Origin of the sequence: Micropruina sp. (assembly GCF_047607385.1) — a bacterium.
In the GTDB taxonomy this organism is placed as follows: Bacteria; Actinomycetota; Actinomycetes; order Propionibacteriales; family Propionibacteriaceae; genus Micropruina.
Genome location: NZ_JASGDE010000172.1, coordinates 21383 through 46161 on the forward strand (window position 1 = coordinate 21383; position 24779 = coordinate 46161).

Here is a 24779-nt window from a genome sequence, read left to right on the forward strand (position 1 = left end):
CACGGTCCGGGACGTCGACGAGCAAGGGGGTCCAGTGTCGGACGGCATGCAACGCAGCCAACGCATTCTGGTGGTCGACGACGATCCCGCTCTGGCCGAAATGGTCCAACTCGTCCTGCGGACAAGCGGTTTCGACTCCGCCTGGTGCAACTCCGGGCTGCGCGCCGTGGAATCGTTCCGGGAATACCGGCCCGACCTGGTGCTGCTCGACCTGATGCTGCCGGGCCGCGACGGGGTCGCGGTCTGCCGTGACCTGCGGGCGATCTCGGGCGTCCCGATCGTGATGCTGACCGCGCGCTCCGACACCCGCCACGTGGTCGAGGGCCTCGAAGCCGGCGCCGACGACTACATCGCCAAACCGGTCAAGGCCAAGGAGCTGCTGGCCCGGATCCGCACCCGGCTGCGCCGCCACCTTCCCGACGACTCCGGCACGCTCACCATCGGCGACCTGACCATCAACGTCGCCGCACACACGGTGCGCCGCGGCTCCGAGCTGATCCCGCTGACCCCCTTGGAATTCGATCTGCTGCTGGCGCTGGCTCGGCGTCCGCGCCAGGCGTTCAGCCGGGAGCTGCTGCTGGAAGAGGTCTGGGGCTACCGGCACGCCTCCGACACCCGGCTGGTGAACGTGCACGTGCAGCGGCTGCGCAGCAAGATCGAGCACGACCCGGAGCATCCCGAGATCATCGTCACCGTGCGCGGTGTCGGCTACCGGGCCGGGGATTCCCGCGAACCGTCATGAACGCCGACGTCGAGCGGACCGGGCGCACACCCTGGTCGCGCTCGCTGCCGTTCCGGGTCGTCGTCACCGCCCTGGTCGCCGCGCTGACCATCCTGGCCGCCACCGGCTGGTTCCTGATGGACCAGTCCTCCCGCGGCATCCTGGACGGCAAGAAGCAGTCCAGCCTGGCCGAGGCGTCCGTGGTGTTGGACGGAATGCAGCGCGATCTGCGCACCCTCAACCTGCGCACCGCGTCCATCAACGAACGGCTCACCCAGCTGGCCCGGGACGCCGCCTACCGCGGCTCGGTCGGCAACCAGTACTACGTGGTGGTGGCCGGCCCGGTCTCCGACATCGGCTCGGCCGGCCTGGACTACGCCAGCGTGCCGGAGGCGCTGCGCCGTGCGGTGCTCGGCTCGGACGGCGTCTATTCCACGCCGACCGAGATCCGGTTCGCGGACGCCCGCCCCGCCGTCCCCGGCCTGGCCATCGGTTCGGCGCTGTCGGCGCCCGGAGGCACCCGCTACCCGGTGTACTTCCTGTTCACCCAGCAGCCCGAGGCGGAGACGCTGGCCGTGGTGCAGCGGGCCACCCTGGTGGCCGGGCTGATCGTGCTGGTCGGGGTGGTCGCCACCGTCTACCTGATCGCGGTGCAGGTGCTGCGCCCGATCCGGGCCGCGCGGCTGGCCGCCGAGCGGCTCGCCGCCGGCCACCTGGACGACCGGATGGCGGTCCGCGGCACCGAAGACCTGGCCGGCCTGGCCCGTTCGATGAATCACATGGCCACCGAGCTGGACCGCAAGATCACCGAGCTGGAGGACCTCTCCCGGGTGCAGCAGCAATTCGTCTCGGACGTCTCCCACGAGCTGCGGACGCCGCTGACCACGGTGCGGATGGCCGCGGACGTGCTGCACGGCCAGCGCGAGGAATTCGATCCGCTGGCCGCCCGGAGCAGCGAACTGCTGTCCGCCGAGCTGGACCGCTTCGAGGAACTGCTCACCGACCTGCTGGAGATCAGCCGGTTCGACGCCGGGGCGGCCGAGTTGAACCTGGACGAGGTGGACCTGAGCCAGATCGCGGCCGAAGAGCTGGAGGCTCAGTCCCGGCTGGCCCAGCGCTACGGGACGCCGCTGCAGCTGGACGCCCCGGAGCCCTGCCTGGCCGAGGTCGACCCGCGGCGGATCCGCCGGGTGCTGCGCAATCTGATCACCAACGCCATCGAACACGGCGAGGGCCGACCGGTGAGCGTGCACGTCCGCGGGGACGAGGCGGCGGTGGCGGTGGCGGTCCGGGATCACGGGGTGGGGTTCAGCGCCGCGGAGGCGCACCAGGTGTTCAACCGGTTCTGGCGGGCCGACCCGGCCCGCCGCCGGACGGTGGGCGGCAGCGGGCTCGGGCTGTCCATCGCCCTGGGCGACGCCCGGCTGCACAACGGCTGGCTGAACGCCTGGGGACGTCCGGGCCGGGGCGCCCAGTTCCGGCTCACCGTGCCGCGCAAGGCGGGGGAGGGCTTCGTCTCCTCGCCCTGGCCGGCGGTTCCCGACGACGCGGAGGCGGCGGTATGAGACGGCTCCGGGTCGCGGCGGCGGTGCTCGTCGGGCTGGCCCTGCTGGCCGGCTGCGTGACCGTGCCGACCGCGGGCCCGGTGGAGCGGCACTCGCCGGCCCAGCAGCAGGCCAACCCGGGCGTCGACATCGCGCCGGTGCCGCCGGCCCGGGGCGCATCGCCGGGGCTGATCGTGGAAGGCTTCCTGCACGCGATGGCCACCTACCAGCCGGGCTATTCGGTGGCCCGGCAGTTCCTCACCGAAGAGGCGGCGGCGCAGTGGCGTCCGGAATCGGGTGTCGAGATCTACGCCGGCGGCTATCCGCCGCAGGTCAGCGAATCCGGGGTGGTGCTCACCGCGCCGCTGGTCGGGACGCTGGACACCCACGGCTCCTTCACCCCGGCCAGCACCGACCTGCATCACGACTTCGGCCTGGTCCGCGACACCGACCTGCAGTGGCGGATCTCCCGCCCGCCGCGTGGGCTGCTGGTCTCCCAGTCGCTGTTCGCCAGCACCTGGGTGCGTTCCGACGTCTGTTTCTGGGACGCCACCGGCAACTGGCTGGTGCCCGATCCCCGGTTCGTGCAGACCGGTACACCGGGCCTGCTGGCCACCGTCCGCGCCGTGCTGACCGGACCGGACCGGACGGCCGCTGCCGCGTACCGGGCGGCGCTGCCGACCGCGCTCGAGGCGTCCTCGGTGACGCTGAACGCGGCCGGCGTGGCGACCGTCGACCTGACCGGCGACATGGACCGGCTGAACACGGACGCGCGGCGCCGGCTGGCGGCCGAACTGGCCTGGTCGCTGAGCTCGCTGGAAGGGGTGAACGGGCTGCGGATCCGCGGCGACGGCACCTTCTGGGAGGTCGGCGGCACCGGCGGTGTGGTCACCACCTCCGACTTCGGGCAGGGCGCCCCGGTGCCCACCAGCGCTGTCGACGGCGTCTACCTGGTCCGGGACGGCACCCTGCAGCGGGCCAGTTGGGTGGATCCCTTGTCCGCGCCGCAGCCGGTCAACGGCGTCACGAACCGGCCCAGCGCGGTCGCGGTGCGCCCGGACGGGCAAGTGCTCGGCGTGGTGACCGACGACGGCACCCGGGTGCGCAGCATCGGCGTCCGGGACGGCGCCGGCCGGGTGGAGCTGAGCGGATCCCACTTCGTCGGCGTCCGATGGACCCGGCAGGGCGAGCTCTGGGCGGTGCTGGATCGCACCCGAGGCGCCCGGTTGCGGGCCGCCAAGGACGGCCGGGAGCTGGCGGTGGACGCGGCCGGGTTGCCGCCGGGCCGGATCCGCAGCTTCGCCCCGGCGCCGGACGGCGTCCGGGTGGCGGTGGTGGTGGAGAACCAGGGCCGTTCCAGCCTGGGCGTCGCGGCGATCGTGCGGACCGGCGACCGGCTGCGCTTCATCGGCTGGCGGGAGCTGACCTCGGCCACCTGGGCACCCAGCGGGCAGCCCGCGCTGGACGTCGGCTGGGCCGGGCTCGCGGACCTGATGGTGCTGCTCGGCGGCACCCCGATGGCGCGGGTGGTCAGCCTGGACAGCGAGGGAGCGATGTCCACCGACCTGGGCCCGAACGACACCTCGACGCCGGTGCAGCTGGCGGTCGGGGTGTCGGACCGGGCCGTGCTGCGCGGCCCGGACGGGCAGACCTGGCGTTTCGTGGACGACTTCACCTGGGAGCCGTGGCTGGACAAGGTGCAGGCGGTCTGCCTGCCCTGAGAGGTTCCGACTTCTTCGGCAGCTTTTTCGCCGTGGCCTGTGGATAACTGGTCGTTGCGGGGTGACGACGCGGCAGACTCGTCCGATGGAATGGCGCAGCGTGCTGGAGGCGGCCGCCGACCTGGCCTGGGGCGGCAGCTGCGCGGGCTGCGGACGGCCCGGCCCGGTCTGCTGCCCACGGTGTGCGGACGCGGCGCGGGCGCTGATCCCGCGTCCGGTGCCGGCCGGCGATCGGCGTCCGGTCACCTGGGCGCGCGGCGACTACGCCGGCGAACTGCGGGCGCTCATCCTGGCCTGCAAGGAGCGGCAGGGGCTCGGCCTGGTCCCGCTGCTGGGCGACCTGGTGCTGGGCAGCGCCGCCGCCGTGCTGCGGGAGCGTTGGGATACCGGGCCGGTGCTGCTGGTGCCGGTGCCGTCCAGCCGATCCACCGTGGCCGAGCGCGGATTCGACCTGACCTGGCTGCTGGCCCGGCGAGCGGCCGGACGGCTGGGCCGGCTCGGTCTGGACGTCCGGGCCCGGCGGGTCCTCGCCCTGGACGCCGGCAGCCGCGATCAGGTCGGCCTGAGCATCGCCGGCCGGGCGGCGAACCGGAGTCGCGGCATGCGGCTGCGGGCCGCGCCGGCGTCCCAGGTGCTGCTGCTGGACGACATCGTCACCACCGGCGCCACGTTGGGTGCGGCGGCAGCGGCCCTGGACCGGGGCGGCCACCGGGTGCTCGGCGCGGCGGTGATCGCCGCCACACCGCGGCTGGATGGACGGTGAGCGGCACCGGTCGAGCGGGGACGGCCCCACCGCCGGTCGAGCTTGTCGCGACCCGTCGACGATCGGACGAAGGGCTTCGACAAGCTCAACCAACGACGGACTTGGCCGACGGCACGCTCAACCGGCGATGGTTGAAGCCTCAGGCGCTCTGCTCGCCGATCGCCGGCTCCAGGTCGAGGTGGATGACGCCGTAGTCGTAGGCCTTGCGGCGGTAGACGACGCTGGGCGCTCCGCTCTCGGCGTCGACGTAGAGGAAGAAGTCGTGCCCGACCAGTTCCATCTCGTCGAGGGCCTGGGCCAAGGTCAGCGGGGTCGCCTTGAACAGCTTCTCGCGGACCACCAGCGGCCCGTCGCCGTGCACCTCGAGGCCGGCGATCTTGCGGATCTCCGGACGGTCCTCGTCCTGCTTCGGGGCGGCGACGGGCGGCGGCGCACCGAACTGCTGGCCGGCTCGCAGGCCGCGGTGCACCTTGCGGCGGTCGGCGGCCCGGCGCAGCTGCGACTTCAGCCGGTCGAGGGCGTGCTCGAAGGCGACCAGCTTCTCGTCCGCGTTGGCCTCGGCGCGGACCACCGGTCCGCGGCTGCGCAAGGTGATCTCGACGGTGGTCGCTTGGTCGGGTTGTCGCGCGTGCGGATTGGCCGACACCTGTACCTCGACCCGGATGACCCGGTCCCTCAGCTTCTCGATGCCACTCAGCCGCTCGCTGACGCGGGCGCGGAAATCGTCGCTGATCTGGCAATGCCGGCCGGTGACGAGAACGTCCACTGCAACCTCCTGCTCGTCGGGGCCCAGCTCGGTGAGCTGGGCGTAAACCCAAACGGCGCCCGGCTCATCCCCTGATCTGGGTGGTGCGGCCGTGGCGCCATGCATCCAACCTACTGATGCAACCTGAGCTTTACCAGGGTGTCGGCTGTGCGTCGCCAGAAGGTCGGCAACACAGCTGTAACACCGCGCAATCTGGGCGTAACCGGACCCGAACTCCGGCGAAACACCGACGGGCGATGGTATGCGCCATGACAGTACTTGAGATCAACTCGGGCGACACCGCCTGGATCCTGACCAGCGCCGCCCTGGTGCTGCTCATGACCCCCGGTCTCGCCTTCTTCTACGGTGGCATGGTCCGCGCCAAGGGCGTGTTGAACATGATGATGATGAGCTTCATCTCGATGGGCGTCGTCGGCGTCCTGTGGGTTCTCTTCGGCTACAGCATGGCCTTCGGCAACTCCGTCGGCGGTCTCGGTATCATCGGCAACCCGCTGGAGTTCGCGGGCCTGCAGAGCCTGCTCACCAACGATCCCGAGGCCAGCTACCCGGCCCTGGCGTTCGTGGCCTTCCAGGCCTGCTTCGCGATCATCACCGTCGCTCTGGTCTCCGGCGCGATCGCCGACCGGGCGTCCTTCGGCGGCTGGACGCTGTTCGCGGTGCTGTGGGCGACGCTGGTCTACTTCCCGGCCGCGCACTGGGTCTTCGCCTTCAGCAATGAGGATGCCGGCGTGGTGGGTGGCTGGATCGCCAACCAGATCAAGGCGATCGACTTCGCCGGCGGCACGGCGATCCATATCAACGCCGGCACCGCCGCGCTGGCCCTGGCCTTGGTGGTCGGCCCGCGGATCGGCTTCGGCACCAAGCCGATGCGGCCGCACAACATGACCCTGGTGATGCTCGGCGCCGCTCTGCTGTGGTTCGGCTGGTTCGGCTTCAACGCCGGGTCGGCCGTGGCCGCGAACGGTTTGGCCAGCCTGGCCTGGGTGAACACGCTGGCCGCCACCGCGGCCGCGATGCTCGGCTGGCTGATCGTGGAGAAGCTGCGGGACGGGCATCCCACCTCGCTGGGTGCGGCGTCCGGCATCGTCGCGGGCCTGGTCGGGATCACCCCGGCGGCCGGTGCGGTGAGCCCGGTGGGCGCCCTCGTCCTGGGCCTGGTGGCCGGGGTGGCCTGCGCCTACGCGGTGGGCCTGAAGTACAAATTCGGCTTCGACGACTCGCTCGACGTGGTCGGCGTCCACCTGGTCGGCGGTGTGGTCGGCACCCTGCTGATCGGCTTCCTGGCCGATCCGGCCACCTCCGGTGACCCGGCCGAGCCGGCCGTCGCCGGCCTGTTCTACGGGGGTGGGTTCGATCAGCTGTGGCGGCAGGCCGTGGGCGCCGTCGCGGTGATGGCGTTCTCCTTCGTGATGAGCTACATCATCGCGCTGATCGTCAAGCACACCGTCGGCTGGCGGGTCTCCACCGCTGACGAGCTCGGTGGCATCGACCTGGCCGAGCACAGCGAGGCCGGCTACGACCTGAGCCCGGTCTACTACTCCAGCCGGGTGGGTCACACCCTCGTCCTGACCAAGGACGATTTCCCGGAGAACGACAAGACGGGAGTCATGAAGTGAAGCTGGTAACTGCGATCATCCAGCCCGAGATGCTGGAGCAGACCCAGAAGGCGCTGGTCCGGCACGGCGTCGGCGGGATGACCATCAGCGAGGTCTCCGGCTACGGACGCCAGCAGGGTCACGTCGAGGTCTACCGAGGCGAGGAGTACACCATCGACTTCATCGTCAAGGTGCGGCTCGAGATCCTCGTCGACGACCCGGAGGTCGAAGAGGTCGTCCAGGTGATCGCCGGTGCTGCCCGCACCGGGTCGGTGGGCGACGGCAAAGTCTGGGTGGTTCCGGTCGAGAACGTCGTCCGGGTCCGGACCGGCGAAAGCGGCCTGGCCGCGGTCTGACCGAACCATCACAGGAGCTGGGGGGAACCCGCTCTCAATAAGCGTGGTGGCCAGCGGGGCTCCGAGTTCGCTCGGAGCCCCGTTTCCTGTGCCCGGAGCCCGCTGGGCGGTTCGGTGGGACGGTGGGGACGGTTCTTTTCGTCCCACTGGTGATATCTGTGGGACGGTGGGGACGGTTCTTTTCGTCCCACTGGTGATATCTATGGCCGCCGCGTCCCTCCCGGTTCGCCGGACGAGGGGAGCGGAACCTCGCCTTCGGCGTCCGAACGGGAGTTATCCACAGGCCAGCAGAAATTTCGCCGCAACCGTCGTGCTCGCTCGTACGCTCAGAGCGATCGTCGGAAGCGGAGGTGCCCAGTGGCTCGTCAACCCAGAAGGTCGTCGGAGACCTGTGTGTATCACGTCATGATGCGCGGACTGAATCGTGACGCGATCTTCCTGGAGGACGAGGACTTCGAAGACTTCCTGCGCGCTCTACGGGAGACCAAGGCGGCCTCGGGCTGTGCCGTGCTGGCGTACTGCCTGATGACCAATCACGTGCACCTGGTGCTGCGCGCCGATCGTGAGCCGATCGGTGTGGTGATGAAACGACTCGGGGTGCGTTACGCCGGCCGGTTCAATCGCAAGTATGGACGGGTGGGGCACCTCTTCCAGGACCGTTTCCGCAGCGAGCCGGTGGAGGACGACGGCTACCTCACCACGCTGCTTCCCTACATCTGGAACAACCCGGTGGTGGCGGGGATGGTGTCGCGGCCGGAGGACTACCGGTGGAGCAGTCGGCGCTGGCTGGGCAGCACGTCGCCACTGCTGGACCACGACGTCCTCGGCCAGCTGCTCGCGATGGATGTGGTGGAGCTGGCCGATGCGCATGCCGCCGACGGTGTCCCGCGTCGGCCTTTCGATCCGCCCCGGTTCGACGCCGACGATGCGATGGAGCTGCTGCACGCGGCGTCCGGCGTCCGAACGCGGGAAGAGTTCGGCGATCTCGCGCGGGCCGATCAGTGTCGCGTGGTGCGGGAACTCAGGACCCGCGGTCTGTCGTACGCCCTGATCGGGCGGGTGATCGGACGACCGAAGTCGACTGTGGCCCGCATGCAGGTCGCCTGACCGATCGGGGGTGAGGCCGATCCGGGTGAGGCCGGTCTGAGGGCTGGTTTCGGTTCGGTTCGCGGGGCTGATGGCGTCCCTGCGTGCTCAAAGGACGTTGGGTGGTGGGACGAAAGGAACCGTCCCCAGCGTGCCACACCACCGTCCCACAGGTACTACCAGTGGGACGAAAGGAACCGTCCCCGGCGTACCGGAGTCGTCCGGGAAACCTGTCGGTGGCGGTCACTAGCATGCGGCCCATGGCTACGCTCAGCATCGCCCAGGCGCGCCGGATCGCGCTGGCCGCCCAGGGGTTCGGACGGCCGCGGCCGTCCGGGCCGGTGACCATGCGGCATGTCCGGCAGGTGATCGACCGGGTGGCGCAGTTCCAGATCGACTCGGTCAACGTCGCGGTGCGGGCGCACTACATGCCGCTGTTCAGCAGGCTCGGCGGTTACGACCCGGCGCTGCTCGACCGGGCGTCCGGACGCGCGCCGCGCCGGCTGTTCGAGTACTGGGGGCATGCCGCCTGCCTGCTGGACGTCGGGCTGCAGCCGGCCTTCCGGATGGCGATGCGGTCGCGGGCGGCGCGGGAACGCCAGGCGCTGAGCCGCATCCTGGAGGTCAAACCCGACCTGCTCGACCGGGTGCTGGCCGATGTGGCGCAGGGCGGTCCGCTGTCGGCGCGGCAGATCGAGAACGCCGAAGAACGGCGCAAGGAGCACTGGGGCTGGAACTGGTCCGAGGCCAAGCACGTGCTGGAATACCTGTTCGACAGTGGCACGGTGGCGGTGGCGAACCGCAACTCGGCGTTCGAGCGCCGCTACGACCTGGCCGAGCGGGTACTGCCGGCAGCCGTGCTGGCCCACCCCGACCCCACCGACCAGGAGTCCTACGACATGCTGCTGGCCCGCGCCGCGAGCGCGCTGGGAGTCGCCGACCTGAAGGCGCTGGCCGAGTACTTCTACCTGCGTGCGCCGGCCGTCCGGGACGCGGTCGAGCGGCTGCAGGCGTCCGGCGTCCTGGAGCCGGTGCGGGTGGTCGGCCTGCCGCAGCAGTTCTGGCTGGCTGCCGACGCCCGGCGTCCGCGGCGGCTCACCGGGCAGGCGCTGATCGCGCCCTTCGACACCCTGGTGCACCATCGCCCTCGGGTGCTGCAGCTCTTCGACGTGCACTACCGGATCGGCATCTACACCCCGGCAGCCCAGCGTGACTACGGCTATTACGTCTACCTGTTCCTGGCCGACGACGAACTGGTGGGCCGGGTCGACCTCAAGGCCGACCGGGCCCGGGGCCTGCTGCAGGTGCAGTCGGCCTGGGTCGAGCCGGGGGCCGAGCCCCGGCGAGCGGAGGTGGCGTCCCGGTTGCGCGACGAGCTACGCCTGATGGGGGAGTGGCTGGGGCTGGACGCCGTCGCGGTGGCCGACCGGGGCACCCTGGCCCGCGAACTGGCCGCGCTCTGCTGACCTCCACCCCTGGTCGGGCGCCGGCGGCGGGCTCGCCCACGTCCGATCCGACAATGCCCTGCTTCGGCGTCTTTCACCAGGTTCAAACCAGGTGAAGGACGCCGAAGCAGGGCAATGTGCTGACAGCGGCGCCGGCCCAGCGACGCCGGCTCAGCGGCGCCGGGACGACCGGCCAGCCGAGGGTCAGTCGGTGACGGCGAGGGCGTCGATCTCGACCAGCATCACCTCGTGCGGCAGGTCGACGAAGACCGTGGTGCGGCTGGGCAGCTTGCCGCTGGGGCAGTTCTCCTGGACGAACTCGCCGTACACCTCGTTCATCGCCGGGAAGTCCTCGCGCTTGGTCAGGTAGACCCGGAACATGATGACGTCCTCGACGGAGGAGCCGCCGGCGGCCAGGATCGCCTTCACGTTCTCCAGCGTCCGCCGGGTCTGCACCCGGACGTCACCGGCACCGATGTAGGTGTTGCTGACCGGGTCCATCGGCCCCTGGCCGGAGACCTGGAACAGGCCGCCCTTCTTCACCCCCTGGGAGAACACGTGGGCCGGCGCCGGCGCGTCGGCAGTGAAGACGATTTCCTTGGTCATGGTGATGTCCTTTCGGTGGGGATCCAGCCGAGGTCGGCGGAAATCGCCTCGGCGCAGGCTGTGATGTCGGGAATCAGGTCATGGATGTCGCGGCCGCCGTCGAGCAGCACCGACGGCACCGAGCACGACACGGCGGCCACCATCCGGCCCCGGGCGTCGTGCACCCCGACCGCGGCGCAGTGCACGAACTCCTCGTGCTCGGCCAGGTCGACGGCCCAGCCCTGCGCGGCGACGGCGTCCAGCTCGGCGAGCAGCCGGGCCGGGTCGGTGATCGTCCGCGGCGTCAGCGGCCGGTAGGCGAGCGCGGCGGCGACACTCTCGCGCCGCTGCGGCGGCAGCCCGGCGAGCAGCACCTTCCCCACCGCCGCGGCGTGCAGGGCGGCGGTCAGCCCGATCCGGGAGTACATCCGGACGGGTTGCCGCGACTCGATCTTGTCCAGGTAGACCACGTCCGGCCCCTCGAAGGCGGCCAGGTGCACGGTGTGACCGGTCCGGACGCCGAGCTGCAGCAGGTGCGGACGGGCGATGGCGCGGATGTCGCGCTGCTCCAGGGCGAGTGTGGAGAGCTCGAAGAATTTCGGCCCCAGCGTGTAGTGCTGCTGCGAATCGCGCACCACGAATCCCTTGGCTTCGAGGGTGTGCAGCAGCCGCATCACCGTGGTCTTGTGCACCGGCGCGTCCCGGGACAACTCGTCCAGCGAGGCCGGTCCGAACGCCAACCGGGACAGCAGGTCGAGGGCGCGTCGCACGCTCTGACTCATCGGCGCTCCGCTCGACCTGACCAGGAATTTCTATTGACGGTGGGGAAACCCAATGCTAGACATGGGCAGGCCAAAAATGCAATGAAGATTGCAAAATGCGCAACGTCGTGCCGACGTCGGTGCGGCGTTGGAAGAAGGGTGTAGCAGTCATGGGTGAGGGTCAATCCCCACGCGCCGGAATCGACCGGAAAGCCGTCGCGGAACTCGGCACCGAAGTGCTCGACTGGCGGCACAAGGCGGTGCCGGCCGCCCTGCACGGCCGGACCGCCGCCGAGTTCGGCTCGGGTTCGGTGCGGCTGTCCGATCTGCAGACCCCGCTGCTGACCCTGGACGACGCCGCGCTGCGCGGCAACGTCGCCAAGCTCGCCGCCTGGTGCGAGCGGCACGGCGTCCGGCTCGCCCCGCACGGCAAGACCACGATGGCGCCGGCGCTCTGGGCCGCGCAGCTGGAGGCGGGGGCCTGGGGCATCACCCTGGCCAACGCGGCGCAGTTGCGGGTGGCCCGGCGGTTCGGCGTCGAGGTGCTGATGCTGGCCAACAGCCTGACCGACCCGCAGGCGATCGGCTGGGTCGCCGGCCAGGTGGCCGGCGGAGCCCGGATCGTCTCCTGGGTCGACTCGGTGGCCGGCGTGCGGCGGCTGCAGGACGTCCTGGACGCCGCCGACGCCGGACCGCTGGAGGTGCTGGTCGAGATCGGCGGCCACGGCGGACGCACCGGAGCCCGCGGGGTGGACGCCGCGCTCGAGGTGGCGCAGGCCGTCCGGGCCGCGTCCCGGCTGCGGCTCGGCGGGGTGAGCGGCTACGAGGGCGCCCTCTCGCACAGCTGGGACGAGGCCGGGCTGGCCCCCGTCCGGGCCTACCTGAACGACTTCCGCCGGCTGCACGAGAGGCTCGCGGCCGACGGCGGCTACGACACCGACGAGGTGATCCTGACCGCGGGCGGCAGCGCCTACTTCGACGACGTGGTCGAGATCCTCGGCCCGTGCGCGGCACCCGGCGTCGAGGTGATCCTGCGCAGCGGCGCCTACGTGATCCACGACGACGGCTTCTACCGCGGCATCTCGCCGTTCTCCCGGCAGAACCCAGACGCCGAGGACGCCTTCGTCTCGGCGATGCACGGCTGGGCCCGGGTGGTGTCCCGCACCGAGCCCGGCCTGGCCATCCTGGAGGGCGGCAAGCGCGACCTGCCGGTGGACGAGGGCCTGCCCGTCCCGCAGGGCATCGCCCGCGAACTCGGCGCGCCGCTGCAGCCGCTGGCCGGCGCCCGGATCACCGCGGTCAACGACCAGCACGCGTTCCTGGCCTACCCGGCCGAGGTCGACGTCCGGCCCGGCGACGTGGTGCGGCTGGGGCTGTCCCACCCCTGCACCGCGCTCGACAAGTGGACCCTGATGCCGGTGCTCGACGGCACCGCAGACCCCGCCAACCCGTCCGTCGTCGGCACCGTCCGCACGTTCTTCTGAGGGAGAGAGATGACCAGCACCCTGATCGGCAACGTCACCGTCGTCGACGGCACCGGCGAACCCCGCTACCGCGCGGACGTCGAGATCGCCGGCGGCCGGATCGCCCGGATCGCCGAACCCGGCTCGCTGACCGCGTCCGGAACCTCGATCGACGGGACCGGGCTGGTGCTCAGCCCCGGCTTCATCGACATGCACGCCCACTCCGACCTGCAACTGCTGGTCAACCCCGACCACTACGCCAAGCTCAGCCAGGGCGTCACCACCGAACTGCTCGGCCAGGACGGGCTGTCCTACGCGCCGGTGGACGACCGCACCCTGGACGGGGTGCGCAAACAGATCGCCGGCTGGAACACCAACCCCGACGACTTCGACTGGGACTGGCGCACGGTGGGGGAGTACCTCGACCGGCTGGACCGTCCGGACGCCGACGGCAACCGGATCGCCACCAACGCCGCCTACCTGATCCCGCAGGGCACCCTGCGGGCGCTGGTGGTCGGCTTCGACGAGCGCGCCGCCACCCCCGAGGAGATCGAGCGGATGCAGCAGGTCACCCGGGACAGCATGGCGCAGGGCGCCATCGGCATGTCGTCGGGCCTCACCTACACCCCGGGCATGTACGCCGACACCGCCGAACTCGAGGCGCTGCTCACCACCGTCGGTGAGCTGGGCGGCTTCTACGACCCGCACCAGCGCTCCTACGGCAAGGGTGCGCTGGAGGCCTACGCCGAGATGATCGAGCTCAGCCGCGCCACCGGCTGTCCGCTGCACCTGGCGCACGCCACGATGAACTTCGGCCTCAACAAGGGCCGGGCGCCCGAACTGCTGGCGCTGATCGACGCCGCCCGGGCCGACGGCGTCGACATCTCGCTGGACACCTACCCCTACCTGCCCGGCGCCACCACGCTGGCGGCTGTGCTGCCCAGCTGGAGCTCGTCCGGCGGCATCGACGCCACCCTGGAGCGGCTGCAGAACCCGGAGACCCTGGCCCGGATCCGGCAGGCGCTCGAGGTGGACGGATCCGACGGCTGCCACGGGGTGATCGCCGAGTGGGAGACGCTGGAGATCAGCGGGGTGCAGAACCCGGAACTCGCCGACATCGTCGGTAAGACGGTCGAGCAGATCGCCGCCGAGCGCGGTGCGGCGCCGTTCGACACCTTCGTCGACATCCTGGTCCGGGATCGCTGCGGCACCGGCATCCTGCAGCACGTCGGCCACGAGGAGAACGTCCGGGCGATCATGGTGCACCCGGTGCACACCGGCGGCAGCGACGGGCTGCTGGTCGGCGGCAAGCCGCACCCGCGGGCCTGGGGCACCTTCCCGCGCTACCTCGGGCACTACTGCCGTGAGCTGGGCCTGCTGAGCCTGGAGGAGACCGTCAACCATCTCACCGGACGGGCCGCCGCCCGGCTCAAGCTGGTCGAGCGGGGCCTGGTCCGGGAGGGCTATGCGGCCGATCTGGTGCTGTTCGACCCCGCCACGATCGCCGACACGGCGACCTTCCCGGAGCCGCGGCAGCCGGCCGCCGGCATCCACTACGTCTTCGTCAACGGCGTCGCGGCGATCGCCGACGGCGTCCCCACCGGTGCCAGGGCCGGACGTGCCCTGCGCCGCACCCCGGAGGGAACCGCCAGCCTGGACGGCTGACCCCTCGCCCCCCGATGTCCGGACGACGAGCGCCGCCCGTCCCGGTCACCCCACACCACTGAACGGAGAAATATGGACGGCTTCCTCATCTGGCTGCGCCAGGACACGGCAGGGTTGCTCACCCTGGCCGGCGTCGGGATCGCGATCCTGCTGTTCCTGATCATCAAGCTGAAGGTGGAGCCCTTCATCGCGCTGGTCGGCGTCGGCGTGGTCGTCGCCCTGGCCGGCGGGGTCAGCATCCCGGACCTGGTCGGCACCCCGATCAAGAGTTCGGACGCGCTGATCGAGAAGGGCTTCGCCGGCATCCTCGGCCACATCACCCTGATCATCGGTCTCGGCACCGTCTTGGGCGCCATCCTGGAGCGATCCGGTGGCGCCGAAGTTCTGCTCGGCAAGTTGGTCGGCATCTTCGGCGAGAAGGGCACCCCGCTCGCCATGGGCATCACCGGCTTCGTGCTGGGCATCCCGGTCTTCTTCGACATCGGCATCTTCGTGCTGGCGCCGCTGATCTACGTGGCCGCGGTGCGCGGCGGACGGTCGCTGGTGCTGTACGCGCTGCCGCTGCTGGCCGGTCTGTCGATCACCCACGCCTTCCTGCCGCCGCACCCCGGCCCGGTCGCGGCCGCCGGCCTGTTCCACGTCGAGCTGGGCTGGATCATCATCATGGGTCTGGCCTGCGGCATCCCCGCCTGGTTCGTCGGCGGCATCGTGTGGGGCACCTGGATCGGCAAGCGGGTCGTCGTCTCGGTGCCCGAGGACCGGATCGTCCCCGAGGCCGAGGAGGCCAAGGGCCACGAGCCGAGCATCGGCGTGGTGCTGTTCGTGATCGGCCTGCCGATGATCCTGATCCTGGGCGGCACCTTCGGCAACATCTTCGCCCCGGAGGGCGCGCTGCGGGACACCCTGATCTTCTTCGGCAACCCGGGCATCGCGCTCACCGTCGCGGTGCTGATGGCGATGTGGCTGCTCGGCTTCCGGCAGGGCATGACCGCCGAGGAGCTGGGCGAGCTGAGCGGCTCGTCGTTGAAGCCGGTCGGGATGATCCTGCTGGTGGTCGGTGCCGGTGCCTTCTTCGGCGCGGTGCTGGCCGCGACCGGCGTCGGCAAGGCCGTCGCGGGCACCTTGTCGGCCGCCGGCCTGCCGCTGATCGTGTCGGCCTACGTGATCGCCTGCGGCATGCGGATCGCCCAGGGCTCGGCGACGGTCGCGATCGTCACCACCGGCGGCATCCTGGCGCCGGTGCTGACCAGCGGCCAGTACTCGCAGCCGCAGCTGGCGCTGATCGTGATGGCGATCTCGGCCGGTTCGATCATCGCCAGCCACGTCAACGACGGCGGCTTCTGGATCATCGCCAAGTACTTCAACATGAGCGTCAAGCAGACGTTGCAGACCTGGACGATGCTGGAGACGGTGTTGTCGGTGGTCGGCTTCGCGATGGCCGCGCTGCTGTTCACCTTCATCCATTAGCGACCTGCTCACCCCTTGGACCCAACGGCCCGGCTCAACGATGGTTGAGCCGGGCCGCCTGGCGATAGAGGCGGTCGCGCTCCCGCAGGGTGGGACGACGGGGACGGTTCCTTTCGTCCCACTGGTACTACCAGTGGGACGAAAGGAACCGTCCCCGTCGTACCGCGGCGGGCCGCTGTCCGCCCCGGCGAAGGTTGCCGGCTGAGCACACTAAGATGGCGCGGGACTGTCATCGACCAGGAAGCGTTGAAACCACCGTGGGTGTTCTGGACAAGCTGCTGCACATGGGCGACGGGCGCAAGCTCAAGGAGTTGCGCCGAGTCGCCGATCAGGTGGCCCTGATCGAACCCGACTTCGAGGCGATGAGCGACGAGGAGCTGCGCGGCCAGACCGACGAGTTCCGCAAGCGGCTGGACGACGGCGAGAGCCTGGACGCGATCCTGCCCGAGGCCTTCGCCACCGTCCGCGAGGCGACCCGGCGGGTGCTGGGCAAACGCCCCTACGACGTCCAGATGATGGGCGCCGTGGCGCTGCACCGGGCCAACATCGCCGAGATGAAGACCGGTGAGGGCAAGACCATCGTGGCGCTGATGCCGTCCTACCTGAACGCGCTGAGCGGCAAGGGCGTCCACATCGTCACGGTGAACGACTACCTGGCCAAGTACCAGTCCGAGCAGATGGGCCGGGTGCACCACTTCCTCGGCCTCGACGTCGGCGTGATCCTGGCGCACATGACACCGGCCGAGCGCCGCAAGGCCTACGCCGCCGACATCACCTACGGCACCAACAACGAGTTCGGCTTCGACTACCTGCGCGACAACATGGCGCTCAGCCTGGACGACTGCGTCCAACGCGGCCACAACTACGCCATCGTCGACGAGGTCGACTCCATCCTGGTCGACGAGGCCCGGACGCCGCTGATCATCTCCGGCCCGGCCGAGGACAACCACCAGTGGTACCCCGAGTTCGCCAAGATCGCCGGCCGGCTGGTCCGCGACACCCACTACGAGGTGGACGAGAAGAAGCGCACCGTGTCGATCCTGGAGGGCGGGATCACCGAGGTGGAGAACCGGCTCGGCATCGAGAACCTCTACGAGAGCGCCAACACGCCGCTGATCTCCTACCTGAACAACGCCATCAAGGCCAAGGAACTGTTCAAGAAGGACAAGGACTACGTCATCCTCGACGGCGAGGTGCTGATCGTCGACGAGCACACCGGCCGCACCCTGATCGGACGCCGCTACAACGAGGGCCTGCACCAGGCGCTGGAGGCGAAGGAGAAGGTCGAGATCAAGGACGAGTACCAGACCCTCGCCACGATCACCCTGCAGAACTACTTCCGGATGTACGACAAGCTCGCCGGCATGACCGGCACGGCGAAGACCGAAGAGAGCGAGTTCCAGAAGATCTACGGCCTGGGCGTGCTGCCGATCGAGACCAACAAGCCGATGATCCGGGTCGACCAGAAGGACCTGATCTACCGCACCGAGGCGGCCAAATTCGCCGCCATCGTGGACGACGTGGTCGAGCGGCATGAGAAGGGTCAGCCGATCCTGATCGGCACCGCCTCGGTGGCCAAGTCGGAGGTGCTGTCCAAGCTGCTGACCAAGGCCGGGGTCAAGAACGAGGTGCTGAACGCGAAGAACCACGCCCGTGAGGCGGCGATCATCGCGCTGGCCGGACGCCGGGGCGCGGTCACCGTGGCCACCAACATGGCCGGACGAGGCACCGACATCATCCTCGGCGGCAACCCCGAGTTCATGGCCGACGCGGTGCTGCGCGACAAGGGCCTCGACCCGGTCACCCACGCCGAGGAGTACGAGGCCGAGTGGGCGAAGGTGATCGAGGAGATCGAAGAGCAGGTCGCCACCGAGCACGACGAGGTGGTGGAGCTCGGCGGCCTGTACGTGATCGGCTCCGAGCGGCACGAGTCGCGGCGCATCGACAACCAGCTGCGCGGTCGTTCCGGACGCCAGGGCGACCCGGGTGAGAGCCGGTTCTACCTCAGCCTCGAGGACGACCTGATGCGGTTGTTCAAGTCCGACATCATCAACTGGGTGATGGTGGCGCTGAAGGTGCCCGACGACGTCCCGATCGAGAACAAGCGAGTCAGCAGCTCCATCCAGCAGGCCCAGGAGCAGGTCGAGGCGCAGAACTTCGAGATGCGCAAGAACGTGCTCAAGTATGACGACGTGATGAACCGGCAGCGGCACGCCATCTACGGCGACCGGCGCAAGGTGCTCGAGGGCGCCGACGTCGAGACCCAGCTGCGCGGCACCGTCGACTCGGTGGTCGAGCAGTACGTCCGCGGCGCCACTGAGGGCTTCGTCGAAGACTGGGACCTGGAGCAGCTGTGGACCCAGATCGGGACGCTGTACCCGGTCGGCCTGGACCGCGCCGAGTACGAGGGCGTCGAGTTGACCCCGGACGAGCTGGTGGAGGACTTCAAGGCCGACGCACAGGCCGCCTACGACCGGCGCGAGGAGGAGCTCGGCGAAGAGACCATGCGTGAGCTGGAGCGTCAGGTGCTGCTCACCGTGCTGGACCGCAAGTGGCGCGAACACCTCTACGAGATGGACTACCTGCGCGAGGGCATCGGGCTGCGGGCGATGGCCCAGCGCGATCCGCTGGTCGAGTACCAGCGCGAGGGCGGCGCCATGTTCAACGCCATGATGGAAGCCTTCATGGAAGAGGTCGTCGGCTTCCTGTTCAACCTCGAGGTCAACGTGCAGCAGCCGCAGGTCGGGCTGCAGACCGATGACGCCGGGGTGCCGATGTCGGCGGAGGTGCTGGACGAGTTGATCGGCTCGATCAGTGCCGACGAGGACGCGGCGGCGGAGCCGGAGCCGGAGGAGCAGCCGAAGGCGCGTCCGGTGGTGCAGGCCAAGGGCCTCGGCGAGCACAAGCAGCGTCCGATGTCGTACTCGGCGCCGTCGGAGTCGGGCGAGGCGGTGACCAGCCGCGACGAGGAGGACGACCCGTACGCCGGCGTCGGCCGCAACGCGCCCTGCCCCTGCGGCTCGGGCAAGAAGTACAAGCTCTGCCACGGACGCCGCAGCTGAGCCCTGGTCCGTCCCGATCGGCCCCTTCGCCTGACGTTGCCCTGCTTCGGCCTCTTTCACCTGGTTCAAACCCTGTGAAAGAGGCCGAAGCAGGGCAACGTGGCGTTCGGGTCAGCGGCTGCTGCGCAACACCACGGCGTCCAGCGCCAACTCCAGTTCGGTGAGCCGCCAACGGTCGCCGGGACGCCGTTCGGCGCGCAGCGCCGCGGCCCGGGAGCGTTCGCCCAGCCGCAGGTGCGCGGCGACCTCGACCACGTCCGGCGCGGGCTGATCCAGCCGCAGCGACCTCAGCCGCATCGTCGGCAGCGCTCCCTCGCCGCGCAGCCGTCCGATCAACTCCAGCACCGCGGTGCCGGCGTGCGGCTCCAGGTGCGGCGGCGGACGGCGTCCGCGCAGCACCTCGACCAGCGCCGCCACCAGGGCGCCGACCTGGTGGCGGACCTGGTCGGGAATGCCGGGGGACTCGACCGCCGGCGGTGGTTCCGGTTCCGGCCAGGGCAGCAACGGCTGCTGCGGCGGCTCGATCAGTGCCGGCTGGACCAGCCGGACGGCCGGCGCCAGCACGACCGGCGCTCGGATCAGGACGTCGGTACTGGAGGGCATGCCTCACTGTGGACCACCTCGGGCACCGAATTGCCGGCCGCGACCGAAGTTGTGGATAACTCGACCCGGTACGACTCCCTCGCCGGCCTTGCCAGGCGTCCGACCGGACGCCGCTCGCCGAGACGGACGTCGGCGGCCGCGCACTAGGCTGGCCGCAAACCACAGGGCAGGAGGGATCGTGGCCGATCCGGTGAGCATGGGCGAGTCGATACTGCTGGTCCGCGACCAGCCGGCACAGCCGTGGCACCAGCTCGACGTGCTGGTGATCGAGGGGACGCCGCCGGCGGCGTCCGAGCTGGGCCGGCTGATCGGGCAGCGGATCGCCTACGCCCCGCGCTTCCGGCAGAAGCTGTCGGGTGCACCCCTGCAGCACTGGGTGGACGATCGCGGCTTCAAGGTGTCCGGGCATCTGCGCACCGCGACGCTGCGGCCCGGGGAGTCGGTGGAGTCCTGGCTGGCCGGGCTGCTCGGCACGGCCCTGGACCGGGTGCATCCGCTGTGGGACGCCAGCATCCTCGACGGTCTGCCCGGCGGTTGCTGGGCGCTGGTGGTACGGGCGCACCCGGCGCTGATCGACGGCGCCGACAACGTGCATCTGTTGCACGAGCTGTTGGACGAGCAGCCGACCCCGATCGCCGGTGAGGTGCCGGAGTGGCATCCGAGCGTGGACGAGCCGGCCGGTCTCGGTGGCCTGCTGCGCAACCTGAACGACCCGTTCCAGGCCCTGCAGGAGGTGGCGGCCGGTATCGGCGGGCTGGCCGTGCAGGGCGTCCGGCAGGCCACCACGGTGCCCGAGCCGCGCCAGCTGGCCGCGGTGGAGGTCGGGCTCGCCGAGATCACCGCCGTGGCCCGCCAGGCCGGCTGCACCGTGCACGACGTGATCGTGGCGATGGCGACCGCCGGCGTCCGGGGCTGGCAGATCACCACCGACCGAACTCTGCACGACCCGGTGGCGCTGATCCCGCTGGCCGTCGACGACGACGGCGCCAGCGCGATGGGCTGCCTGGTGGCACCGCAGTACATCCAGCTGCCGGTGACCACGACCACAGCCGTCGAACGGTTGACCGCGATCGCCACGCTGACCCAGGCCCGGATCGACTCCGACCGCCTGGTGCCGGCCGCCGACCTGATCGACCTGGCCGGCTTCGCCCCTCCCACCACGCACGCCGTGGCGGCCGCGACGGTCACCGCCGGACGCCCGCACGAGGTGCTGATCGCCAACGTCCCCGGCCCGCGCTCCGGTCGCTGGCTGGGGGAGCAGCGGGTCCGTGCGCTGCACGCCTTCGCGTCCACCGTCGACGACCAGGCCATCACCGTCGGGGTCACCAGCCTGGACGGCCGGGTCAGCTTCGCCGCCACCGCGACCGGGCCGCTGCCGACCTTCGTCCGGGACGTCGCCGACGAGCTCGGCGTGCTGCGTCAGGGGCTGCGCTGATGCTGATCTTCGTGCCGCTGACCGCCGCCGAACTGACCGATTGGGCGCAGACCGGCAGCCACCGTCCGTCCGATGCGCACGCGGTGACCGCGTCGCTGCGGGCCGCGTTCGGGTTCACTCCGGCCGACGACGAGGACGCCGAGCACACTGTGCTGCACATCGCCGGCCTGGTCGCCCTGTTGCGCGGCGGACGCCGCCTGGTGGCGGTCGCCGGGGCGTCCGCGACGCCCGCCGCAGGTTCGGAGTTCGGCCAGGTGCACGCCGGTGTGCTGCCCTGGTCGGCCGTCACTGCACTGTTCGATGACGACGAGCCGGACGCCGCGTCCGCGCTGCTGGCCGGGCTCGGTCCGGTCGGTTTGGAGACCGCCTGGGACGATCCGCGGGTCGCTGACTTCCTAGCGGAGCAGGAGTTGTCCTGGCATGGGCCGGGAGAGTGGACGGCCCTCACCCAATCGCGCTTGCTCACGCCGGCACGTCGCGTCAAACATGGTTCGCACTCGACCGTCGCACCTGGGCATCTCCCGCGTGAGTGCGGCTGAGTCGTCGAGGCAGGCGACGTCGTGTCGGCATCCTTCGATTCGCATCGGAGACCCAGCAGAGGCGCCCGGACAGCGTGGCTGTTCCGTCTTAGGTGTTTTGGTGTGGATCATCAGGCACAGGTCTTGGATCTGGCGGCGGGTGAGTCCTGTGGTATCACATTCGCTCATGGCGAGCGGCCCGTTCCTGATCGGATTTGATGTGGCAATCCAATTCTCTCGCTGGGTCGACAGCCGCCTTATTACGACAAGCTATTCGTCGAGATCTTCCTTATCTATTTCTTCGGCTCCGTGAATAAGCCCTCCGCAGGTCATCTCTCCAGTGGCGGACGGAGTCTTGACAGCCTATGCCCACTGGGGCAGAATGACGTGGAGTACGTAACATGCGCGTCCGTACACTTATCAACATCGGAGGGCTCCATGTTCCACCGCTCGTACGATCGCCGATGGCTTGCGTGGCCTACGCGTGGCACCCGCGTCGGCCGTGGCCACGACCAACGACTCCGAAAGGCATTTATAGCGACTTGTCTCGTGGTTGCGGTGTGTGGGTGTACCACGAATGCCGCCACAACATCTCCGACGCCAGCCGAGACGAATCTAGCATCGGACGCCAATGTGTCGCCGACCAATGTGCCGCCGGATGCGTCGCCCACCCCTGATACTCCACGGGCGAGCGGGATAATCCTTGCTCATGCACATGATGGTACGGTTGAGATTGTCGCGGTTGACCCTGGTACCGGCTCGAGCTCCGTTCTTTCTACTTTCAATGTTCCTAGTGGCGTTGCGGCCGGGTTTGATCCACAAGAGCGGTCCGCCGCGGGGCATCGGTTAATGGTATCTTCTGACTATCGGTACTTAGCAACTTCCAGTCAGCAATATATCGACACTGACGGTCAAGTGCATACGACGGACGATCTCCTGACGGACGCTCCAGATGACTTCGGCTATAATCGAACGTTCAGTGGAGGCATGTTCGGTGTCGATGGGGCTTACTATTTCGCGTCGCATGAAGGATCTAATTCGAGGTATTGGGCAGTTGATCCCGCCACGAGGAAGCTAGTGAAGGTTCCGAAGAGAGAAGTGGATATCCGCATTGGGGCTCAAGCTATGAGGGAGGACGGGAGACTCGACCTTCCATGGCTGATCAGGGCGTGGAATCTCCCAGATGACCCGCGGTCAAGTTGTGTCGACGCCCTCGATACGGCAGCGGGCAAGTGCTTAATGGAGAATGCTGACGATTTGTTCGTATGGACCATACCTCGCAAGTCTGGGACGGTTTGGCTCGTCAATGGTGTTCCTCGTGGGGGTGTTGAACGGGCGGTTCTTCCCGAGAATGACCAAGCGAATCCGGTAGGGGTGTTCGATCCCTCGGCCAAGCGAGTCGCCTTCTTCGTAGTGGGCAGCGGTGGTTGGTCTAGGTCTCTCTCGGGATCGATCGGGTTCTTCGCGGTCGATCTCGGAACCAAAAAGGTTGTCAAAATACCAGGTGATCCAATGAAGAATGTTTCAAATGGGGAATGGTGGTGGTTGCTCGACTGGAGATAGCGGGCGAGGTGAGGATCTGGATCGGCTGATCGGGGCCGCTGAGCACCTTGATGACATCGAGGAAGCTCATGCCGGGCGCTCCGAGATCGCCGAAGGGGAGCCGGCAATCCCGTGGGGGCAGGTCAAGGCCGATTTCGGCCTGTTCTCAGCTATCGGATCGAGGTAGCTCCCCCCGTGGTTTCGGCAGTTGCGGAAGCTGGAATCTCAAGCGCTGCGCCGCATTCAGGTCGCCATTCCGTCGGCTGGGTGAAGTTGAGCGGCCTGCTTGGGGGGACCTGGCTCGTTCAAATGTGGTGCGACTAGGGAATTCGGAGCGTGGCTATGAAGGCCAATCCTGAAGTTGCCTTGGTGGCGGCGATCTGGCTACTCGTCGAGACGGCTGTCTTCAGCGGAGTCGCGACGGTCCTTGCTCTGGTGATCGCGGGTGTGAGGACCTACTACGGCCCGTGGGCGGACCCGCCCGGGAGCGACGAGGTGTGGTATCTGCTGCTCGCCGTCGCCATCGGGCTCGCTGTCTGGCGCTTCTTGAGGAGGTGGCGCTGTGCTCGACGCGCAGGCTAGCGCAGCCCGGACTCCGCTTCGGGAGCAGGGGGAACTCTAGGCTGCAAGGGACACCATGGTTGGATGAACGTCGGTTGACCGGCCGCGTCGGCCGGGCTCCTTCCCCACACCCGGTGCTGGTGTGACTTGGGGGAATGCGGCACGCTAGGGACGTCTACAGCGGCAGTCCTAGGAGGCGGTCATGCCACGGTCCATCTGGAAGGGCGCGATCTCGTTCGGATTGATCACGATTCCGATCAAGGTCTATGGCGCCACCGAGACCAAGGACCTGTCCTTCCGGCAGGTGCACCCCGCCGACGGGGGACGGATCAAGTACAAGCGGGTCTGCGAGGTCTGCGGCCAGGAGATCCCGTACACCGAGATCGCCAAGGGCTACGAGACCGGTGACGGACGGATGGTGATCCTGGAGGCGGAGGATTTCGAGAACCTGCCGCTGCCCACCGCCAAGGCGGTCGAGGTCGTCCAGTTCGTCGACACCGAGGAGATCGACCCGACCTACTTCGAGCGCACCTACTTCCTGGAGGCGGACGGCCCGGGCGCCAAGCCCTACGTGCTGCTGCGCCGCGCGCTGGCCGACGCCGGGAAGGCCGCGGTGGTGAAGGTGGCGCTGCGCTCGCGGGAGTCGCTGGCGCTGATCCGGGCCAAGGACGACCTGCTGCTGATGCACACCATGCTGTGGCCGGACGAGCTGCGGGACGGCTCGTTCGCCGAACCGCCCGAGGAGGTCAAGGTCTCCGACGCCGAGGTGGAGATGGCCCGGATGTTCATCGACCAGTTGAGCGGCGAGTTCGACCCGACCCAGTTCACCGACGCCTACCGCGAGGCGCTGGAACAGGTGGTGCAGGCGAAGCTGGCCGGCGCGCCGATGGCCGAGACCGAAACCGAGGCCCCCCAGCAGGCCGAGGTGGTCGATCTGGTGGCCGCGTTGCGGGCGTCGGTGGAGGCAGCCAAGAAGAGACGCGAAGAAGCTGCGAAGGCAGGCTAAGGCGACGAGAAATTATCTCGTTTCATCTCGATTACGCCGAAGAAAACCGCTTGACCGGTGGCTGTGCGCCTGAGGTAATCTCGTGCCGTGGATGCTATCACCCGTGTGCCCCTG

21 protein-coding genes are annotated in these 24779 nt (G+C 69.4%); 17 read left to right on the forward strand and 4 right to left on the reverse strand.

Features of this window, described 5'->3' with window-relative positions:
• Positions 1 to 46: 46 nt before the first annotated feature.
• From mtrA to QM582_RS15180, 4 genes are all read left to right on the forward strand, one after another.
• Positions 47 to 742, forward strand: coding sequence for an MtrAB system response regulator MtrA (gene mtrA / locus QM582_RS15165; protein ID WP_415085764.1), 696 nt, complete (start codon positions 47 to 49; stop codon positions 740 to 742).
• The gene (mtrB, locus tag QM582_RS15170) at positions 739 to 2286 is read left to right on the forward strand and encodes an MtrAB system histidine kinase MtrB (RefSeq protein WP_415085766.1); all 1548 of its coding nucleotides are present in this window, start codon (positions 739 to 741) and stop codon (positions 2284 to 2286) included. The genes mtrA and mtrB overlap by 4 nt, the downstream gene beginning before the upstream one ends.
• Complete coding sequence (locus QM582_RS15175) at positions 2283 to 3986, forward strand: LpqB family beta-propeller domain-containing protein (RefSeq protein ID WP_415085768.1); 1704 nt, start codon at positions 2283 to 2285, stop codon at positions 3984 to 3986. The genes mtrB and QM582_RS15175 overlap by 4 nt, the downstream gene beginning before the upstream one ends.
• An 85-nt stretch (positions 3987 to 4071) precedes the next feature.
• Positions 4072 to 4749: a ComF family protein gene (locus QM582_RS15180; protein WP_415085770.1), complete on the forward strand. Its 678-nt coding sequence runs from the start codon at positions 4072 to 4074 to the stop codon at positions 4747 to 4749.
• A 139-nt stretch (positions 4750 to 4888) separates the two neighbouring features.
• Here QM582_RS15180 and hpf read toward each other — a convergent pair whose 3' ends face one another.
• Positions 4889 to 5515 carry a ribosome hibernation-promoting factor, HPF/YfiA family gene (gene hpf, locus QM582_RS15185; RefSeq protein ID WP_415085772.1) on the reverse strand — a complete coding sequence of 209 codons (627 nt, stop codon included), beginning with the start codon at positions 5513 to 5515 and terminating at the stop codon, positions 4889 to 4891.
• A 248-nt stretch (positions 5516 to 5763) separates the two neighbouring features.
• On the opposite strand from hpf, the gene QM582_RS15190 reads away from it, so the two are divergent.
• From QM582_RS15190 to QM582_RS15205, 4 genes are all read left to right on the forward strand, one after another.
• Complete coding sequence (locus QM582_RS15190) at positions 5764 to 7131, forward strand: ammonium transporter (RefSeq protein WP_415085774.1); 1368 nt, start codon at positions 5764 to 5766, stop codon at positions 7129 to 7131.
• The gene (locus QM582_RS15195) at positions 7128 to 7466 is read left to right on the forward strand and encodes a P-II family nitrogen regulator (RefSeq protein WP_415085776.1); all 339 of its coding nucleotides are present in this window, start codon (positions 7128 to 7130) and stop codon (positions 7464 to 7466) included. The genes QM582_RS15190 and QM582_RS15195 overlap by 4 nt, the downstream gene beginning before the upstream one ends.
• Positions 7467 to 7859: 393 nt before the next feature.
• Entirely contained in the window at positions 7860 to 8573 is a 714-nt protein-coding gene (locus tag QM582_RS15200; RefSeq protein WP_415085778.1) for a transposase, read from the forward strand.
• A gap of 239 nt (positions 8574 to 8812) precedes the next feature.
• Positions 8813 to 10018 carry a winged helix-turn-helix domain-containing protein gene (locus QM582_RS15205; RefSeq protein ID WP_415085780.1) on the forward strand — a complete coding sequence of 402 codons (1206 nt, stop codon included), beginning with the start codon at positions 8813 to 8815 and terminating at the stop codon, positions 10016 to 10018.
• 183 nt (positions 10019 to 10201) lie between these two features.
• Here QM582_RS15205 and QM582_RS15210 read toward each other — a convergent pair whose 3' ends face one another.
• Together QM582_RS15210 and QM582_RS15215 are read right to left on the reverse strand one after the other, a co-directional pair.
• Positions 10202 to 10603 (reverse strand): RidA family protein, encoded by a 402-nt coding sequence (locus tag QM582_RS15210; RefSeq protein ID WP_415085782.1) that lies wholly within the window; start codon positions 10601 to 10603, stop codon positions 10202 to 10204.
• Positions 10600 to 11364, reverse strand: a complete 765-nt coding sequence (locus tag QM582_RS15215) for an IclR family transcriptional regulator (protein WP_415085784.1) — start codon at positions 11362 to 11364, stop codon at positions 10600 to 10602. Before QM582_RS15215 ends, QM582_RS15210 begins: the two co-directional genes overlap by 4 nt.
• Positions 11365 to 11459: 95 nt before the next feature.
• Between QM582_RS15215 and QM582_RS15220 the strand changes: the two genes are divergently transcribed.
• The 4 genes from QM582_RS15220 to secA all read left to right on the forward strand — a co-directional run bounded on the left by QM582_RS15220 (position 11460) and on the right by secA (position 19000).
• The gene (locus QM582_RS15220; protein WP_415085785.1) at positions 11460 to 12827 is read left to right on the forward strand and encodes an amino acid deaminase; all 1368 of its coding nucleotides are present in this window, start codon (positions 11460 to 11462) and stop codon (positions 12825 to 12827) included.
• A gap of 9 nt (positions 12828 to 12836) precedes the next feature.
• Complete coding sequence (locus QM582_RS15225) at positions 12837 to 14471, forward strand: N-acyl-D-amino-acid deacylase family protein (RefSeq protein WP_415085787.1); 1635 nt, start codon at positions 12837 to 12839, stop codon at positions 14469 to 14471.
• Positions 14472 to 14543: 72 nt separating this feature from the next.
• Complete coding sequence (locus QM582_RS15230) at positions 14544 to 15938, forward strand: GntP family permease (protein ID WP_415085789.1); 1395 nt, start codon at positions 14544 to 14546, stop codon at positions 15936 to 15938.
• Positions 15939 to 16204: 266 nt separating this feature from the next.
• Positions 16205 to 19000 (forward strand): preprotein translocase subunit SecA, encoded by a 2796-nt coding sequence (gene secA, locus QM582_RS15235; protein ID WP_415085817.1) that lies wholly within the window; start codon positions 16205 to 16207, stop codon positions 18998 to 19000.
• Between the two features lie 111 nt (positions 19001 to 19111).
• Here the strand turns inward: secA and QM582_RS15240 are convergent, their stop codons facing one another.
• Positions 19112 to 19603 carry an Rv3235 family protein gene (locus tag QM582_RS15240; protein WP_415085791.1) on the reverse strand — a complete coding sequence of 164 codons (492 nt, stop codon included), beginning with the start codon at positions 19601 to 19603 and terminating at the stop codon, positions 19112 to 19114.
• 178 nt (positions 19604 to 19781) lie between these two features.
• Between QM582_RS15240 and QM582_RS15245 the strand changes: the two genes are divergently transcribed.
• The 5 genes from QM582_RS15245 (at position 19782) to QM582_RS15265 (ending at position 24665) form a co-directional block, all read left to right on the forward strand.
• Positions 19782 to 21038 (forward strand): wax ester/triacylglycerol synthase domain-containing protein, encoded by a 1257-nt coding sequence (locus tag QM582_RS15245; protein ID WP_415085793.1) that lies wholly within the window; start codon positions 19782 to 19784, stop codon positions 21036 to 21038.
• Complete coding sequence (locus QM582_RS15250; RefSeq protein ID WP_415085795.1) at positions 21038 to 21577, forward strand: DUF6912 family protein; 540 nt, start codon at positions 21038 to 21040, stop codon at positions 21575 to 21577. Before QM582_RS15245 ends, QM582_RS15250 begins: the two co-directional genes overlap by 1 nt.
• Positions 21578 to 22543: 966 nt before the next feature.
• Positions 22544 to 23119 carry a hypothetical protein gene (locus tag QM582_RS15255; protein WP_415085796.1) on the forward strand — a complete coding sequence of 192 codons (576 nt, stop codon included), beginning with the start codon at positions 22544 to 22546 and terminating at the stop codon, positions 23117 to 23119.
• A 321-nt stretch (positions 23120 to 23440) separates the two neighbouring features.
• The gene (locus tag QM582_RS15260; protein ID WP_415085798.1) at positions 23441 to 23680 is read left to right on the forward strand and encodes a hypothetical protein; all 240 of its coding nucleotides are present in this window, start codon (positions 23441 to 23443) and stop codon (positions 23678 to 23680) included.
• A 181-nt stretch (positions 23681 to 23861) separates the two neighbouring features.
• On the forward strand, positions 23862 to 24665 hold the full coding sequence (locus tag QM582_RS15265; RefSeq protein WP_415085800.1) for a Ku protein: 804 nt from the start codon (positions 23862 to 23864) through the stop codon (positions 24663 to 24665).
• The last annotated feature ends 114 nt before the right edge of the window (positions 24666 to 24779 follow it).

What these genes read in the sequence shown, in the direction of transcription:
- QM582_RS15230 (WP_415085789.1), top strand. Translation starts at nt 14,544, where the DNA reads ATGGACGGCTTCCTCATCTGGCTGCGCCAGGACACGGCAGGGTTGCTC.
- QM582_RS15190 (WP_415085774.1), top strand. Translation starts at nt 5,764, where the DNA reads ATGACAGTACTTGAGATCAACTCGGGCGACACCGCCTGGATCCTGACC.
- QM582_RS15255 (WP_415085796.1), top strand. Translation starts at nt 22,544, where the DNA reads ATGTTCGGTGTCGATGGGGCTTACTATTTCGCGTCGCATGAAGGATCT.
- mtrA (WP_415085764.1), top strand. Translation starts at nt 47, where the DNA reads ATGCAACGCAGCCAACGCATTCTGGTGGTCGACGACGATCCCGCTCTG.
- QM582_RS15175 (WP_415085768.1), top strand. Translation starts at nt 2,283, where the DNA reads ATGAGACGGCTCCGGGTCGCGGCGGCGGTGCTCGTCGGGCTGGCCCTG.
- QM582_RS15210 (WP_415085782.1), bottom strand. Translation starts at nt 10,603, where the DNA reads ATGACCAAGGAAATCGTCTTCACTGCCGACGCGCCGGCGCCGGCCCAC.
- QM582_RS15260 (WP_415085798.1), top strand. Translation starts at nt 23,441, where the DNA reads ATGAAGGCCAATCCTGAAGTTGCCTTGGTGGCGGCGATCTGGCTACTC.
- QM582_RS15250 (WP_415085795.1), top strand. Translation starts at nt 21,038, where the DNA reads ATGCTGATCTTCGTGCCGCTGACCGCCGCCGAACTGACCGATTGGGCG.
- QM582_RS15180 (WP_415085770.1), top strand. Translation starts at nt 4,072, where the DNA reads ATGGAATGGCGCAGCGTGCTGGAGGCGGCCGCCGACCTGGCCTGGGGC.
- QM582_RS15265 (WP_415085800.1), top strand. Translation starts at nt 23,862, where the DNA reads ATGCCACGGTCCATCTGGAAGGGCGCGATCTCGTTCGGATTGATCACG.
- QM582_RS15240 (WP_415085791.1), bottom strand. Translation starts at nt 19,603, where the DNA reads ATGCCCTCCAGTACCGACGTCCTGATCCGAGCGCCGGTCGTGCTGGCG.
- mtrB (WP_415085766.1), top strand. Translation starts at nt 739, where the DNA reads ATGAACGCCGACGTCGAGCGGACCGGGCGCACACCCTGGTCGCGCTCG.
- QM582_RS15220 (WP_415085785.1), top strand. Translation starts at nt 11,460, where the DNA reads ATGCGCAACGTCGTGCCGACGTCGGTGCGGCGTTGGAAGAAGGGTGTA.
- QM582_RS15215 (WP_415085784.1), bottom strand. Translation starts at nt 11,364, where the DNA reads ATGAGTCAGAGCGTGCGACGCGCCCTCGACCTGCTGTCCCGGTTGGCG.
- QM582_RS15205 (WP_415085780.1), top strand. Translation starts at nt 8,813, where the DNA reads ATGGCTACGCTCAGCATCGCCCAGGCGCGCCGGATCGCGCTGGCCGCC.
- QM582_RS15225 (WP_415085787.1), top strand. Translation starts at nt 12,837, where the DNA reads ATGACCAGCACCCTGATCGGCAACGTCACCGTCGTCGACGGCACCGGC.